15 protein-coding genes are annotated in these 14,986 nt (G+C 72.8%); 13 read left to right on the top strand and 2 right to left on the bottom strand.

Going from position 1 to position 14,986, the window contains the following annotated elements; genetic code table 11:
- Positions 1-2 precede the first annotated feature (2 nt).
- The 8 genes from AC5WRL_RS18455 to AC5WRL_RS18420 all read left to right on the top strand — a co-directional run bounded on the left by AC5WRL_RS18455 (position 3) and on the right by AC5WRL_RS18420 (position 7,904).
- Positions 3-875, top strand: a complete 873-nt coding sequence (locus AC5WRL_RS18455; protein WP_496089738.1) for a glycosyltransferase family 2 protein — start codon at positions 3-5, stop codon at positions 873-875.
- 84 nt (positions 876-959) lie between these two features.
- The gene (locus AC5WRL_RS18450; RefSeq protein ID WP_496089671.1) at positions 960-1,874 is read left to right on the top strand and encodes an ABC transporter permease; all 915 of its coding nucleotides are present in this window, start codon (positions 960-962) and stop codon (positions 1,872-1,874) included.
- Positions 1,867-2,673 carry an ABC transporter ATP-binding protein gene (locus AC5WRL_RS18445; protein WP_496089670.1) on the top strand — a complete coding sequence of 269 codons (807 nt, stop codon included), beginning with the start codon at positions 1,867-1,869 and terminating at the stop codon, positions 2,671-2,673. The genes AC5WRL_RS18450 and AC5WRL_RS18445 overlap by 8 nt, the downstream gene beginning before the upstream one ends.
- 71 nt (positions 2,674-2,744) lie before the next feature.
- Positions 2,745-3,659 (top strand): squalene synthase HpnC, encoded by a 915-nt coding sequence (gene hpnC / locus AC5WRL_RS18440; RefSeq protein ID WP_496089669.1) that lies wholly within the window; start codon positions 2,745-2,747, stop codon positions 3,657-3,659.
- Positions 3,660-3,682: 23 nt separating this feature from the next.
- Positions 3,683-4,621: a presqualene diphosphate synthase HpnD gene (gene hpnD / locus AC5WRL_RS18435; RefSeq protein WP_496089668.1), complete on the top strand. Its 939-nt coding sequence runs from the start codon at positions 3,683-3,685 to the stop codon at positions 4,619-4,621.
- Positions 4,618-5,976, top strand: coding sequence for a hydroxysqualene dehydroxylase HpnE (gene hpnE, locus AC5WRL_RS18430; RefSeq protein ID WP_496089667.1), 1,359 nt, complete (start codon positions 4,618-4,620; stop codon positions 5,974-5,976). The genes hpnD and hpnE overlap by 4 nt, the downstream gene beginning before the upstream one ends.
- A 208-nt stretch (positions 5,977-6,184) precedes the next feature.
- Complete coding sequence (locus AC5WRL_RS18425; protein WP_496089666.1) at positions 6,185-7,228, top strand: polyprenyl synthetase family protein; 1,044 nt, start codon at positions 6,185-6,187, stop codon at positions 7,226-7,228.
- A 16-nt stretch (positions 7,229-7,244) separates the two neighbouring features.
- Positions 7,245-7,904, top strand: coding sequence for an alpha-ketoglutarate-dependent dioxygenase AlkB family protein (locus tag AC5WRL_RS18420; RefSeq protein ID WP_496089665.1), 660 nt, complete (start codon positions 7,245-7,247; stop codon positions 7,902-7,904).
- Positions 7,905-7,919: 15 nt separating this feature from the next.
- On the opposite strand, the gene AC5WRL_RS18415 is transcribed toward AC5WRL_RS18420, so the two are convergent.
- A complete protein-coding gene (locus AC5WRL_RS18415; protein WP_496089664.1) occupies positions 7,920-8,354 on the bottom strand; it encodes a VOC family protein in 435 nt (144 codons plus the stop codon).
- A 259-nt stretch (positions 8,355-8,613) separates the two neighbouring features.
- Here AC5WRL_RS18415 and AC5WRL_RS18410 point away from each other — a divergent pair, with 259 nt between their 5' ends.
- From AC5WRL_RS18410 to AC5WRL_RS18395, 4 genes are all read left to right on the top strand, one after another.
- Complete coding sequence (locus AC5WRL_RS18410; RefSeq protein ID WP_496089663.1) at positions 8,614-10,119, top strand: sensor histidine kinase; 1,506 nt, start codon at positions 8,614-8,616, stop codon at positions 10,117-10,119.
- 308 nt (positions 10,120-10,427) lie between these two features.
- On the top strand, positions 10,428-10,847 hold the full coding sequence (locus AC5WRL_RS18405) for a roadblock/LC7 domain-containing protein (protein ID WP_496089662.1): 420 nt from the start codon (positions 10,428-10,430) through the stop codon (positions 10,845-10,847).
- A 4-nt stretch (positions 10,848-10,851) separates the two neighbouring features.
- Positions 10,852-11,226 carry a DUF742 domain-containing protein gene (locus AC5WRL_RS18400; protein WP_496089661.1) on the top strand — a complete coding sequence of 125 codons (375 nt, stop codon included), beginning with the start codon at positions 10,852-10,854 and terminating at the stop codon, positions 11,224-11,226.
- Positions 11,204-11,824: a GTP-binding protein gene (locus tag AC5WRL_RS18395; RefSeq protein WP_496089660.1), complete on the top strand. Its 621-nt coding sequence runs from the start codon at positions 11,204-11,206 to the stop codon at positions 11,822-11,824. Before AC5WRL_RS18400 ends, AC5WRL_RS18395 begins: the two co-directional genes overlap by 23 nt.
- Before the next feature lie 73 nt (positions 11,825-11,897).
- On the opposite strand, the gene metG is transcribed toward AC5WRL_RS18395, so the two are convergent.
- Positions 11,898-13,628: a methionine--tRNA ligase gene (gene metG, locus AC5WRL_RS18390; protein WP_496089659.1), complete on the bottom strand. Its 1,731-nt coding sequence runs from the start codon at positions 13,626-13,628 to the stop codon at positions 11,898-11,900.
- A gap of 117 nt (positions 13,629-13,745) precedes the next feature.
- Between metG and AC5WRL_RS18385 the strand changes: the two genes are divergently transcribed.
- Positions 13,746-14,954 (top strand): anhydro-N-acetylmuramic acid kinase, encoded by a 1,209-nt coding sequence (locus AC5WRL_RS18385; RefSeq protein ID WP_496089658.1) that lies wholly within the window; start codon positions 13,746-13,748, stop codon positions 14,952-14,954.
- Positions 14,955-14,986 lie beyond the last annotated feature (32 nt).

Raw genomic sequence — 14,986 nt, 5'->3', positions numbered from 1 at the left:
AGCTGACGGTGGGGGCCGTCATCATCACCATGGGCACCCGGCCCGCGGAGCTGCGCGCGCTGCTGGACTCGGTGGCCGGCCAGGACGGCGCCCCCGTACGGACCGTGGTGGTCGGCAACGGCGCCCCGGTCAGCGGGCTGCCCGACGGGGTGCGCTGCGTGGAACTCCCGGAGAACCTGGGCATCCCCGGCGGGCGCAACGTGGGCATCGAGGCGTTCGGCCCCGGCGGCGGCGACGTGGACATCCTGCTGTTCCTCGACGACGACGGGCGCCTGCCCGACGCCGGCACCGCCGAAGCCGTACGGGAGGCGTTCGCCGCCGACCCGCAGCTGGGCATCGTGAGTTTCCGCATCGCCGACCCCGACACCGGCGTCACCCAGCGCCGCCACGTGCCCCGGCTGCGCGCCTCCGACCCGCTGCGCTCTTCGCGGGTCACCACCTTCCTCGGCGGCGCCAACGCGGTGCGCACCCAGGTGTTCGCCCAGGTCGGCGGGCTCCCCGACGACTTCTTCTACGCCCACGAGGAGACCGACCTGGCCTGGCGGGCCCTGGACGCCGGCTGGCAGATCGACTACCGGGCCGATCTGGTGCTGCACCACCCCACCACCGCCCCCTCCCGGCACGCGCACTACCACCGTATGGTGGCCAGGAACCGGGTCTGGCTGGCACGGCGCAATCTGCCGCTGCCGCTGATCCCGGTCTATCTGGGGGTCTGGCTGCTCCTCACCCTGCTGCGCCGGCCCTCGTGGACCGCGCTGAAGGCGTGGTTCGGCGGATTCGCCGAGGGCTGGCGTACCCCCGCCGGGTCCCGGCGGCCGATGCGGTGGCGTACGGTATGGCGCCTGACCCGGCTGGGCCGACCTCCCGTCATCTGACAAGCTCGGGTCTGAGACCATCCAGGGGCCGGATCACCCCCGGATCCCATACGGCTGTGCCCTGCGAGGACGAAAGTTTCAACGTTGAGTGAGACCACGCGCGCCAGCGCGCCCCCACGCGCCGTTCCGCTGGCAGAACTGGCGGCCAGACACGGTCTGGCCGTCAGCGGCGCCAGGCCCTCCCTGCCCGCCTATGTACGGCAGCTGTGGGCCAGGCGGCATTTCATCACCGCCTTCTCCCGGGCCAAGCTCGCCGCCCAGTACAGCCAGGCGAAACTCGGCCAGGTGTGGCAGGTGGCCACGCCCCTGCTGAACGCCGCGGTGTACTTCCTGATCTTCGGGATGATCCTTCAGGTCGACCGCGGAATGGGCGTCCGCAATTACGTCCCGTTCCTGGTGGCAGGTGTCTTCGTCTTCGCCTTCACCCAGAATTCGGTCATGTCGGGAGTCAAGTCCATCTCGGGCAATCTTGGCATGGTCCGTGCTCTGCACTTCCCCCGGGCCTCCCTTCCGATCGCCTTCTCCCTCCAGCAGCTCCAGCAACTGCTCTACTCGATGATCGTGCTCGCGGCCATCACCATGAGTTTCGGACACCGCCCGACCTGGACCTGGCTGCTGATCTTCCCGGCCCTGTTCCTCCAGTTCTTCTTCAACGCCGGCCTGGCCATGATCTTCGCCCGGCTCGGCAGCCACACCCCGGACATGGCCCAGCTGATGCCGTTCGTGCTGCGCACCTGGATGTACGCCTCGGGTGTCATGTTCCCGCTGCGGGCCATGATCGAGGACAGCGACAAAGTCCCGCTGTGGGCCGCCGACGTCCTGGAGGCCAACCCGGCGGCGGTCTACATGGACCTGATCCGCTACGCCCTGATCGACAGCCCCCAGTACAGTGGCGTCCCCGGCCTCACCTGGGCCTACGCACTGGGCTGGGCGATCCTGTTCGGCATCGGGGGCTTCGTGTACTTCTGGAAGGCGGAGGAGCGGTACGGCCGTGGCTGAGAACCCAACCCCCCTGCCCACCCCCCTCCCGGCGGACGAGCTGGAACGGGTCCCCACCGTCATCGCCGACGACGTGCACATCGTCTACCGCGTCTACGGCGGCGGCAACAAGGGCAACGCCACCGCCGCGCTGCGCCGCATCATCCGCCGCGAACCCTCCTCCCGGGTCCGCGAGGTGCACGCCGTGCGCGGGGTGACCTTCACCGCCTACCGGGGCGAGGCCATCGGCCTCATCGGCTCCAACGGCTCCGGCAAGTCCACCCTGCTGCGCGCCATCGCCGGGCTGCTGCCCCCCGAGCGCGGCAAGGTCTACACCGACGGCCAGCCCTCCCTGCTGGGCGTCAACGCCGCCCTGATGAACGACCTCACGGGTGAACGCAATGTGGTGCTCGGCGGGCTCGCCATGGGGATGACCCGCGAGCAGATCAAGGAGCGCTACCAGAGCATCGTCGAGTTCTCCGGGATCAACGACAAGGGCGACTTCATCAGCCTGCCCATGCGCACCTACTCCTCGGGGATGTCCGCCCGGCTGCGGTTCTCCATCGCCGCCGCCAAGGACCACGACGTCCTGATGATCGACGAGGCGCTCGCCACCGGCGACAAGAAGTTCCAGCGCCGCTCCGAGGAACGCATCCGGGAACTGCGCAAGGAAGCCGGCACCGTCTTCCTCGTCAGCCACAACAACAAGTCCATCCGGTCCACCTGCGACCGGGTGCTGTGGCTGGAGAAGGGCGAACTCGTCATGGACGGCCCCACCGAGCCGGTCATGAAGGCATACGAAGAAGAGACCGGCAAGTAGCCGCACGGCCGCGGCCCCGGACCGCGTGTCCGGGGCCGCGGCCATGCGCACCCCACGGTAGAAAGACGGATATGACGACGGCCAAGGCCACCGACGAGCCCACCCGCGCGGTGCTCTCCAAAGCCGCGCACGAGAACTTCCCCGTGGCCCCCGCCTTCGTCCCCCGCGCCTGGCGCCAGGACCTGATGGCGGTCTACGGCTACGCCCGGCTTGTCGACGACATCGGCGACCGCGACCTCGCCCCCGGCGGCGCCGACGCCCGCGCGCTGGGTATCGACGACCCGGCCCTGGCCGACGAGCCGCTGCCGCTGCTGGACGCCCTCGAAACCGACCTGCACCGCGTTTTCGCCAGCGCCCACGGCGCCACCCCGCCCCGCCACCCCCTGCTGCGCGCCCTCATCCCCACCGTGCGCCGCACCGGGCTCACCCCCCAGCCCTTCCTCGACCTCATCGAGGCCAACCGCATCGACCAGCGGGTGACCCGCTACGCCGACCACGAGCAGCTTCTCGACTACTGCGCGTACTCCGCCAACCCCGTGGGCCGGCTGGTCCTGGGCATCACCGGCACCGCCACCCCCGAGCGGGTGCGCCGCTCGGACGCCATCTGCACCGCCCTTCAGCTCGTCGAACACCTCCAGGACGTCGCCGAGGACCTCGCCCGCGACCGCATCTACCTCCCGCAGCAGGACATGCGGCGCTTCCACGTCACCGAGGCCGACCTCGCCGCCCCCACCGCGTCCGCCTCGGTGCGCACCCTGGTGGCCTGCGGAACCGAACGGGCACGTAGGCTGCTCGATGAGGGCGCCCCCCTGGTGGGCAGCGTCCACGGGCGGCTGCGGCTGCTGCTCGCCGGATTCGTCGGCGGCGGCAGGGCGGCGGCCCAGGCCATCGCCGACGCCGGCTACGACGTCCTGGCATCAGCGCCGAAACCCACCAAGAGCGGCCTGCTGTACGCGGCGGGAACGACACTGCGACGAGGGACGTGAGGGTAGTACTCCGTGAAGACCCCGTGAGAAACCACCCGCCCCTGCCCTCCACCGTGCTGGCCTCGTACCACTACTGCGAGACCATCACCGGCCGGCAGGCGAGAAACTTCGCCTACGGCATCCGGCTGCTGCCGACCCCGCAGCGCCGCGCCCTGTCCGCCCTGTACGCCTTCGCCCGCCGCGTCGACGACATCGGCGACGGCACCCTGGACCCGGCGACCAAGCAGACCCGGCTGCTGGAGTGCCGCGCCCTGCTCGACCAGGTACGCGCCGGCACCGTCCCCGACGACGCCACCGACCCGGTCGCCCTCGCCCTGGCGCACGCCGCCGCCACCTTCCCCATCCCGCTGGGCGGCCTCGACGAACTCATCGACGGGGTCCTGATGGACGTCCGCGGCCACACCTACGAGAACTGGGACGATCTGCGCTTCTACTGCCGCTGCGTGGCCGGCGCCATCGGCCGGCTCTCGCTCGGCGTCTTCGGCACCATACCCGGCGTACGGGGCGCCGCCCGCGCCCCCGAGTACGCCGACACCCTGGGCCTGGCCCTCCAGCTCACCAACATCCTGCGCGACGTGCGCGAGGACGCCGGCAACGGCCGCGTCTATCTGCCCGCCGAGGACCTGCGGAAGTTCGCCTGCCCCGAGACGGCCCAGGAACTGCGCCACTACCCGGCGGCGGCCGGCGGCGACTTCAACGCCCTGGTCCGCTTCCAGATCCAGCGCGCCCGTGAACTGTTCGCCGAGGGATTCAAACTGCTGCCCATGCTGGACCGCCGTTCCGGCGCCTGCGTCGCCGCCATGGCCGGCATCTACCACCGGCTGCTGGACCGCATCGCCGAGGACCCCGCAGCCGTACTGCGCGGCCGGGTCGCGCTGCCCGCACCCGAGAAGGCCCTGGTCGCGGTGCGCGGCCTCGCCGGCCTCGACGCCCGGCGCATCGCCCGGCAGGCCCACCCGTGACCAGCGCCCTGGTCATCGGCGGCGGCCTGGCCGGCACCACCGCCGCGCTCGCCCTCGCCGACCGCGGACTGTCCGTCACCCTGACCGAGGCCCGCCCCCGGCTCGGCGGCCTCGCCTTCTCCTTCCCCCGCGACAGCCCCGCCGGACCCCTCACCGTCGACAACGGCCAGCACGTCTACCTGCGCTGCTGCACCGCCTACCAGGGCTTTCTGCGCCGGATCGGCGGCACCGCGCTCGCCCCCGTGCAGCGCCGGATGGATGTCCCCGTCCTGCACGCCGACACCCGCGAGGTCGGCCGGCTGCGCCGCAGCGCCGCCCCCGTACCCCTGCACCTGGCCGCCGGACTGGCCCGCTACCCGCACCTCACCCTCGCCGAACGCGCCACCGTCGGCCGCGCCGCCCTCGCGCTGCGCCGCCTGGACCCCGCCGACCCGGCGCTGGACACCGAGAGCTTCGGCCACTGGCTGCACCGGCACGGCCAGAACCAGGCCACCATCGACGCCCTGTGGGACCTGGTCGGCGTCGCCACCCTCAACGCCCGCGCCCACGACGTCTCCCTCGCGCTGGCCGCCAAGGTCTTCCGCACCGGACTGCTCACCGCGCCCGGCGCCGCCGACATCGGCATCCCCGAAGTGCCCCTGGGCCGCCTCCACGACACCCTCGCCGCCGCCGCCCTGGACCGGGCCGGAGTACGCACCCTGCTCGCCACCAAGGCCCGCGCACTGCGCCGCGCCGACCACCCGGAGGAGGGGAACGGCGGCTGGCAGGCCGCGATCACCGGCCGCGACGACACCCCGCACACCCTGACCGCCGACGTGGTCGTGCTGGCCGTACCCCAGCGCGAGACCCACGGCCTGCTGCCGCCCGGCGCCCTGCCCGACCCCGACCGGCTGCTCGCCCTGGACGACGCGCCGATCCTCAACGTGCACGTGGTGTACGACCGCCCCGTGCTGCGCGCCCCGTTCTTCGCCGCGCTCGGCAGCCCCGTGCAGTGGGTCTTCGACCGCACCACCCCCTCCGGGCTCACCGGCGGCGGCCAGTACCTGGCACTGTCCCAGTCCGCCGCCGGGGAGGAGATCGACCTCCCCGCCAAGGTGCTGCGCAAGCGCTACCTCCCCGAACTGGAACGGCTGCTCCCCGGCGCCGCCCGCGCCCGGGTGCTGGACTTCTTCGTCACCCGGGAGCGCACCGCCACCTTCGCCCCGGCCCCCGGCACCGCCCGGCTGCGCCCGCCGGCCGGTACCGCCGCCCGCGGCCTGTTCCTGGCCGGCGCCTGGACCGCCACCGGCTGGCCCGCCACCATGGAGGGCGCCGTACGCAGCGGCCTGGCCGCCGCCCGGGCCGCGACGGCGTGACCGGCTCCGGGGAAGCGGGACCGGTCCGGTCCGGGCCCCAGGTACGCTCGATGCCGGATACCCGGCGAGCGAGGCAGCACCGGGGGGTATCCGCCGGCCCCGGGCCGGAACCACTGCGGAACGCTCCGCGAGGGTCCATCACCAGGAGGACCTGACACCCGCTCACCGCTACACCCGCGACATCCGCAGCACTGGAGAACAGAACCCCATGAGAGACACCGCGGTCAACGCCCTGCTGGAACGCGGGCGTACCCTCACCACCCCCGCGCTGCGCGCCGCCGTCGACCGGCTGGCCCCGCCCATGAACACGGTGGCCGCGTACCACTTCGGCTGGATCGACGCCCACGGCCAGGAGTCCGCGAGTGACGGCGGCAAGGCGGTCCGCCCGGCGCTGGCCCTGCTCTCCGCGGAGGCGGCCGGCGCCACCCCGCAGACCGGCGTGCCGGGGGCCGTCGCGGTCGAGCTGGTGCACAACTTCTCCCTGCTGCACGACGATCTGATGGACGGCGACGAGCAGCGCCGGCACCGCGACACCGTCTGGAAGGTGCACGGCCCCGCCCAGGCCATCCTGGTCGGTGACGCGCTGTTCGCCATCTCCCACGAGGTGCTGCTGGAGGCCGGCGGTACGGGCGCGGCGCGCGCCGCCCGCCGGCTGGCCGTCGCCTCCCGCAAGCTCATCGACGGCCAGGCCCAGGACATCTCCTTCGAACACCGGGAGTTCGTCTCGGTCGCCGAATGCCTGGAGATGGAGGGCAACAAGACCGGTGCCCTGCTCGCCTGCGCCGCCTCCATCGGCGCGGTGCTCGGCGGTGCGGACGACGCCACCGCCGACGCGCTGGAGACCTATGGCCAGCATCTGGGGCTCGCCTTCCAGGCGGTGGATGACCTGCTGGGCATCTGGGGCGACCCGGCCGCCACCGGCAAGCAGACCTGGAGCGATCTGCGGCAGCGCAAGAAGTCCTTGCCGGTCGCCGCCGCCGTGGCCGCCTCCGGCGGCGCGGCCCGGCAGCTGACCGCGCTGCTGACGGCCGACGCGAAGAAGAGCGCGGAAGAGTTCGCCGACTTCGACGAGGCCGAGTTCGCCGCCCGCGCCGCCCTGATCGAGGAGGCCGGCGGCCGGCAGTGGACCGCGGACGAGGCCCGCCGCCAGCACGACACCGCACTGCGCGCCCTGGACGGCCTGGACATGCCCCAGCAGGTCCGGGAACAGCTCGTGGCGCTGGCCGACTTCATCGTCATCCGCGAGAAGTAACGGGCCCGGCGGTCCGATGGACGCAGAGCTGTTCGCACGCCCGCCGGCCGAGATCGCGCCCGGCGCCGTCCATCTGCCCGGCTGGCTCGGCCTCGACGAGCACCGCGGCCTGCTGGCCGACTGCCGCCGCTGGGCGAGGCCACCGGCCGGGCTGCGCACGGTCCGGATGCCGCGCGGCGGCCAGATGTCGGTACGCCAGCTGAGCCTGGGGTGGCATTGGTACCCCTACGGGTACGCGCGCACCGTGGTGGACGGCGACGGGGCCCCGGTGAAGCCGTTCCCGCCCGGGCTGGGAGAGCTGGCCCGCCGGGCGGTCGCCGCCGCGGGACTGCCACCGGCCGAGGCGCCGTACGACATCGCGCTGATCAACTTCTACGACGCGGACGCCGCGATGGGCATGCACCGCGACAGCGACGAACGCTCGCCCGCCCCCGTGGTCTCGCTGAGCCTGGGCGACAGCTGCGTCTTCCGCTTCGGCAACACCGAGACCCGGGGCAGGCCCTGGCGTGACACGGAACTGCGCAGCGGCGACGCCTTCGTCTTCGGCGCCGCCTCCCGCCTCGCCCACCACGCCGTCCCCCGCACCCACCCCGGCACCTCCCCGCCGGCCCTCGGCCTCACCGGCCGCCTGAACATCACGCTGCGGGTCTCCGGCCTGACCGGCCAACGCCTCTGAGCCCCCTCGGCCGCGTCAGTCGAGACAGAACTCGTTGCCCTCGATGTCCTGCATCCCCAGGCACGACTCGTTGACCCCGTCGGCGAGCAGCAGTTGCCCGCGTACCGCTCCGAGCGGGAGCAGCCGCGCGCATTCGGCCTCCAGCGCGGCCAGCCGCTCTTCCCCCACCAGACCGGCGCCGGCCCGCACATCGAGATGGACCCGATTCTTGACGACCTTGCCCTCCGGAACGCGCTGGAAGTACAGCCGCGGGCCCGCCCCCGAGGGATCGGCACAGGACGCGAACGCCGGACCCGGCGCCCCGGGCGGCTGCGCGCGATCGAAATCCTCCCAGGTGGCGAACCCCTCCGGCGGCGGCGCGACATATCCCAGCACCTCGGACCAGAAGCGGGCGACGCGCGCGGGCTCGGCGCAGTCGAAGGTGACCTGGACCTGCTTGATCGATGCCATCGGCCCATCGTAGAGGCGAGGTCCTTCGCCGTCTCCCCGATTTCGGCGGTGATCACCGGGCGCCACCCCTTTCGCCCCGCTCACTCGCAGGGGGTCAATCGTGGGCCTTCGGTATTCACTCGTTGGGAGCTGGCGAGGGGTGGCGATTGCTCATATCGGGGGCAGTACGTGGTCAGTTGACGCTTAGCGTGGGCACCGGCACCCAGAGCCACTCGTTCGCGGTGGCCATCCTCCGCCCACGAGAATCCGAAGGACGCCGATGCCCGAACCCAGCAGCCAACGGGCGCTCACCGGAAGCGGCCGGCCCGCCTCCGCCGCCCCGCCACGGCCCCACCCCGCGCGGGGCCGACTGCTGCGCCTGGCCGTGCTGCCCGCCGCGCTGGTCGCCGCCATCGGCGCCGCCGCGCTCCTCGCCGTCCAGCGCCTGACCCAACCCGCCCCCTTACTCGTCGCCGCCGCCTTGTGCGCCGGCGCCGTGCTCGCCGCAGCCGCCGCCACCGCCGCCGGCGAGGCACGGATCCAGGCCGCCCGGCACGCCGCCCTCGCCCGCCGGCTCGCCCGGCACCGAGCCGAACTCGCCGCCCCGCCCCCCCGGGGAACCCACCGCCGGGCCGACGCCGCCACCGGCGCCGACGACGACACCGGTACCCCGCCCGCCGCCCCCGATCCGCTGCCCGACAGCCTCGCCGCCCTCGGCCACGAGATCGACGCCCACCGGCACGCCGCCGAGGCCGCCGTCGCCCGGGCCCTCGCCCTCACCCCCGGCGGCGCCGCAGGCAGCGCCGAGAAGATCGAGGTCTTCGTCAACCTCGCCCGCCGCATGCAGACCTTCGTCCACCGCCAGCTGGAACACCTCGACGAACTCGAACACGAGGTGGAGGACCCGGATCTGCTCAAGGGCCTCTTCCACATCGACCACCTCGCCACCCGCATCCGCCGGCACGCCGAGAACCTCGCCGTCCTCGGCGGCGCCGTCTCCCGACGGCAATGGACCCGCCCCGTCGCCCTCACCGAAGTGCTGCGCTCGTGCATCGCCGAGGTCGAGCAGTACACCCGGGTCAAGCTGGTGCCCCCCATCGAGGGCACCGTACGCGGCCACGCCGTCGCCGACGTCATCCATCTGCTGGCCGAACTCGTCGAGAACGCCACCCTGTACTCCGCCCCCCAGACCCGGGTCCTGCTCCGCGTCCAGCGGGTCACCGCCGGCCTCGCCATCGAGGTCGAGGACCGCGGCCTGGGCATGACCGACGCCGAAGCGAGCCGGATGAACGCCGTCCTGGCCGGCGCCGAACCCCTCGACGTCGCCGAACTCCTCGAAGACGGCCGGGTGGGCCTGTTCGTCGTCTCCACCCTCGCCCGCCGCCACGACATCGTCGTCCAGCTCCAGAGCAACATCTACGGCGGCGTCCAGGCCGTCCTCGTCCTCCCCGACGAACTGCTGGGCAACGAATCCGAGGGCCAGTTCGTGCCAGGACCGCCGCGCCGCCGCGCCGCCCCCGCCGAGCCGGTGATCCCCACCACCGTGACCACCCGCACCACCGCCCCGCACGCCTGCTCCGCGCCCCCCACCCGCCCCCAACTGCCGCGCCGCAGACGCCAGCAGCACCTCGTACCACAACTGCGCGACATCACCCCGCCCGTCCCCGGCCTGGCCGCCTCCCTCGCCGCCGAGCGCGCGCCCGAGCCGGACCCCGAACCCGACCCCGGCCTGATGGCCGCCTTCCGGCGCGGCACCAGCCTCGCCGAAGAACCCGACGAGCACTAGGGGGTGTCGTCAGAGTCCCGCCTGCCCCGCGATGCCTGGAACCGGGGGCACCTCCCAGGGCCCCAAGGGCCTGGGGGAACCTCGCCGCACTCCGCTTCGCTCCGTCCCTGCTCTGTTGAGGGACCTGGGAAGCAGAGCTGTCGAGACGCCCAAGTAGCCCCTCCCCAAGCTCTTCGAGCAGGGGATACCCCATGGCCGGGAGGTGCCCCCCGCACCGGACACCGCGGGGCCGCCCTCCGGGCGGACGGCGCCACGTCGACGACACCTCCTGACAACCCCCGACAACCCCCGAGGAGAACGACACGACCATGGTGAGCGAAGCGCCCCTGGACCGGGCGGACACCGATCTGTCCTGGCTGCTGACCGGACTCGTCGACCGGGTGCCGCACGCGCACAGCGCCGTGCTGCTGTCCATCGACGGCCTGGTGACCGCCGCCCACGGCCTGGAGCGGACCGGCGCCGACCAGCTGGCCGCCCTCGCCGCCGGCCTGTACGGGCTCGCCCGCACCGCAGGCACCCGCTTCGGGGATTCGGGCGAGGTACGCCAGGTCGTGGTCGAGCTCGACCACACCCTGCTGTTCGTCTCCAGCGCCGGCACCGGCGCCTGCCTGGCCGTCATCGCCGACCGGCAGGCCGACCCCGCCGTCCTCGGCTACGAGATGGCCATGCTGGTCAAGAGCGTGCGCCCGGCGCTGTCCACCCCGCCCCGGCAGCCGGCGGGACAGTGACCCGATGCCAGAACCCCTGCCGCAGCCCTGGCTCGACGACGACGCCGGCGCCCTGGTGCGCCCCTTCACCGCCAGCGGCGGTCGCACCAGGCCCGCCGCCGAGCTGGATCTGCTGACCCTGGTACGGGCCACCGGCGCGGACGTACGCGGCCCGGCGGCTCCCGAGCACGACCAGCTGCTGGCACTGTGCCGCACCCCGCTCTCGGTCGCCGAGCTCGCCGCGCACGTCCGGCTGCCCGTCACCATCGCCAAGGTGCTGCTGTCCGACCTGCTGGAACGCGGCGCGGTGACCACCCGGGCCCCCGAACTCCAGCCCCACCAACCCATCGGCAAAGACCTGTTGGAGGCGGTCCTGCATGGACTCCGCAAACGGCTGTGACCCCTTCCCCACGGCGGTGAAGATCCTCATCGCGGGCGGCTTCGGAGTCGGCAAGACCACCTTTGTCGGCGCCGTCAGCGAGATCGAACCACTCAGCACCGAGGAGATCCTCACCCAGGTGAGCGCCGGGACCGACAGCCTGGAGGGCATCGAACGCAAGACCTCCACCACCGTCGCCATGGACTTCGGCCGGATCACCCTGAGCAACGACCACGTGCTGTATCTCTTCGGCACCCCCGGGCAGGAGCGGTTCTGGTTCATGTGGAACGAGCTGTGCCACGGCGCGCTGGGCGCCGTGGTGCTCGCCGACACCCGCCGCCTTGAGGAGAGCTTCCCCGCCGTGGACTTCTTCGAGCGGCGCGGCGTCGGCTTCATCGTCGCCGTCAACGAGTTCGACGGCGCCCACCGCTACGCCGTCCCGGAGATCCGGGCCGCCATGGACCTCAACCCGCAGGTGCCGATCGTGCTGTGCGACGCCCGGCAGTCCGCCTCCGCCACCCAGGTCCTGGTGACCCTCATCCAGCACCTCATCGACGCCCGCGGGCCACGGCCGGCCGACGACGTACGGGCGCAGGAGCGCTCCGCCGCCCGCCCATGACACGGCGCCGCCCGCCGGCCACCGGTGCTCCCGGGGCCGGCGGGCGGCGCGTACCGTCCTTGCCGCTGCCGGACTACTCCGGCGCGCCGCCGAAGCGCTCCCGGTAACCCGCCAGATCATCCTCGGTGATCTTCGCGAACAGCACCGGCGGCACGGTGAACGCGGTGCCCGCCGGGACCGCGTCCAGCGCGGCGGCCCGCTCCGGCGTCACCCAGGTCCCGGCGTCCACCGTGCCGAACACCGACCGCAGCACGGCGGCGGAGGCCGGGATGATCGGCTCGGAGACCACCGCGTACAGCTGGATCAGATTCATCGCGGTGCGCAGCGTCAGCGCCGCCCCCTCCGGATCGGTCTTGATCTCCAGCCACGGCGCCTTCTCCTCCAGGTAGGAGTTGCCCGCGCTCCACAGCGCGCGCAGCGCGAACGCCGCCTTGCGGAACTGGAGCGCCTCCAGGTGCTCCTCGTACTCCGCGAGCAGCCGGGCCACCTCGGCGCCCAGCTTCGCCTCGGCCTCACCGGCGGCGTGCCCGGCCGGCACCGCGTCGCCGAACCGCTTGCGCGAGAACGTCAGCACCCGGTTGACGAAGTTGCCCAGGGTGTCCGCCAGGTCCTTGTTGACGATCGCGGAGAAGTGCTCCCAGGAGAACGACGCGTCGTCCGACTCGGGGGCGCTCGCCATCAGGAAGTACCGCCAGTAGTCGGCGGGCAGCAGCTCCAGGGCGTCGTCGACGAAGATGCCGCGGTTCTGCGAGGTGGAGAACTTGCCGCCGTAGTACGTCAGCCAGTTGAACGCCTTGACGTAGTCGACCTTCTTCCACGGCTCCCGGGTGCCCAGCTCGGTGGCCGGGAACATCACCGTGTGGAAGGGGACGTTGTCCTTCGCCATGAACTCGGTGTACCGCACCGAGCCGGCCGCCTCCTCGCCGGTGCCGAACCACCACGAGCGCCAGTCGCGCACCTCGCCGTCCCCGGCCGCGTCCGCCCACTCCTTGGTGGCGCCGATGTAGCCGATCGGCGCGTCGAACCACACGTAGAAGACCTTGCCCTCGGCGGCCAGCTCCGGCCAGGTGTCGGCCGGCACCGGCACCCCCCACTCCAGATCGCGGGTGATCGCCCGGTCGTGCAGCCCCTCCGTCAGCCACTTGCGGGCGATCGAGGACGCCAGCACCGGCCACTCCTTGCCCGCCTCCTCGACGAACGCCTCCACCTCGCCCTCCAGCTTCGACTGGAGCAGGAACAGATGCGCGGTCTCGCGGATCTCCAGCTCGGTGCTGCCGGAGACCGCCGAGCGCGGGTTCAGCAGATCGGTGGGGTCCAGCACCCGGGTGCAGTTCTCGCACTGGTCGCCGCGCGCCGCCTCGTAACCGCAGAACGGGCAGGTGCCCACGATGTAGCGGTCCGGGAGGAACCGCTCATCGGCCAGCGAGTACACCTGGCGGGTGGAGCGCTCCTCGATGAAGCCATTGGCCTTCAGCCGGCGCGCGAAGTGCTGGGTGATCTCGATGTTCTGCGCCGATGAGGTCCGCCCGAAGTAGTCGAAGGACAGACCGAAGCCGTCGTACACCGCCTTCTGCGCCTCGTGCTGCCGCGCGCAGAACTCGGCGACCGGCAGCCCCGCCGCCTTGGCCGCCAGCTCCGCCGGGGTGCCGTGCTCATCGGTGGCACAGATGTACAGCACCTCGTGGCCGCGCTGCCGCAGATAGCGGGAGTACACATCCGCCGGGAGCATCGAGCCGACCATGTTCCCCAGGTGCTTGATCCCGTTGATGTACGGCAGCGCACTGGTGATGAGGTGTCGGGTCATCCTCGGATGCTCCAATGGTGAGAAGTGGATCAGTCACGCAACGTGACGAGAACTGCTGCTGAGTCCCCGCAATCCTACCGAGGGCCGCACTGCCCTCCGCACCGGATTTCCGGCACCATGACCGCCATGGACCCCGCCCGGACCCAGACCGTACTCGGCATGCTCAGCGGCACCTCGTACGACGCCGTCGACGTGGCCGCCGCCCACCTGCGCCTCACCGATCCCCACACCATCGCGCTGCGCCCGCTCGGACTGCACAGCGAACCGTTCCCCGCCCCGCTGCGGGAAGCGATCGCCGCCGTCCTGCCGCCCGCCCGGGCGGACCTGGCCCAGGTGTGCCGGCTCGACACCGAGCTGGGGCAGTTCTTCGGCGCGGTGGCCGCCCGCGCCAACACCCGACTCACCGGCGGCGCCGCCGACCTGGTGGCCTCGCACGGCCAGACCGTCTACCACTGGGTGGACGACGGCCGGGCGCTGGGCACCCTGCAACTGGGCTCCGCCGCCTGGATCGCCCACGCCACCGGTCTGCCGGTGCTCTCCGACCTGCGCACCGCCGACATCGCCCGGGGCGGCCAGGGCGCCCCACTGGTCTCCCTGCTGGACGCGCTGTGGCTGCTCGGCGACGGCACCCGGCGCGGCGCCCTCAACCTCGGCGGGATCGCCAACATCACCGTCCCGGGACCGCCGCACGCGCCGCGCCAGGTGATCGCGTACGACCTCGGACCGGCCAACGCGCTGATCGACGCGGTCGTCACGGCCCACAGCCGGGGAGCGGAACACATGGACACCGGCGGGGTACGGGCCGCCCGCGGCCGGGTCGACGCCGGGCTGCTGGAGCGGCTGCTGGCCGAGCCGTACTACCGGCTGCCGGCGCCCAAATCCACCGGCAAGGAACTCTTCCACCCCGGCTATCTCGACGCCCTGCTGCGGCCCGGCGATCCGGCCGGCGACGACCTGGTGGCCACCCTCACCGAACTCACCGCACAACTGGTGGCCACCGCCTGCCGCACCCACCGGCTGACCGAACTGGTGGTGGCCGGCGGCGGGGTCCGCAACCCCGCCCTGATGGACCGCATCCGCCGCCGCGCCGCGCCCGCGCTGGTCAGCACCAGCGCCGACCACGGACTGCCCGCCCAGGCCAAGGAGGCGTATCTCTTCGCCCTCCTCGGCTTCCTCGGCGCGCACGGCCTGCCCGGCACCCTGCCCTCCGCCACCGGGGCCACCACGCCCGCCGTCCTCGGCTCCTGGACCCCCGGGGCCGCCCCGCTGCGACTGCCCGCCCCGCACCCCGCCGCACCGCGCCGGCTGGTGATCGAACGGGAGTGAACCGAACAGGAGCGAACCGAACGGGAACGAGC

It is taken from the genome of Streptomyces sp. NTD107 (genome assembly GCF_059510435.1).
Note: the sequence above shows the minus strand (reverse complement) of the source record. Positions and strands in the feature narration are given on the sequence as shown.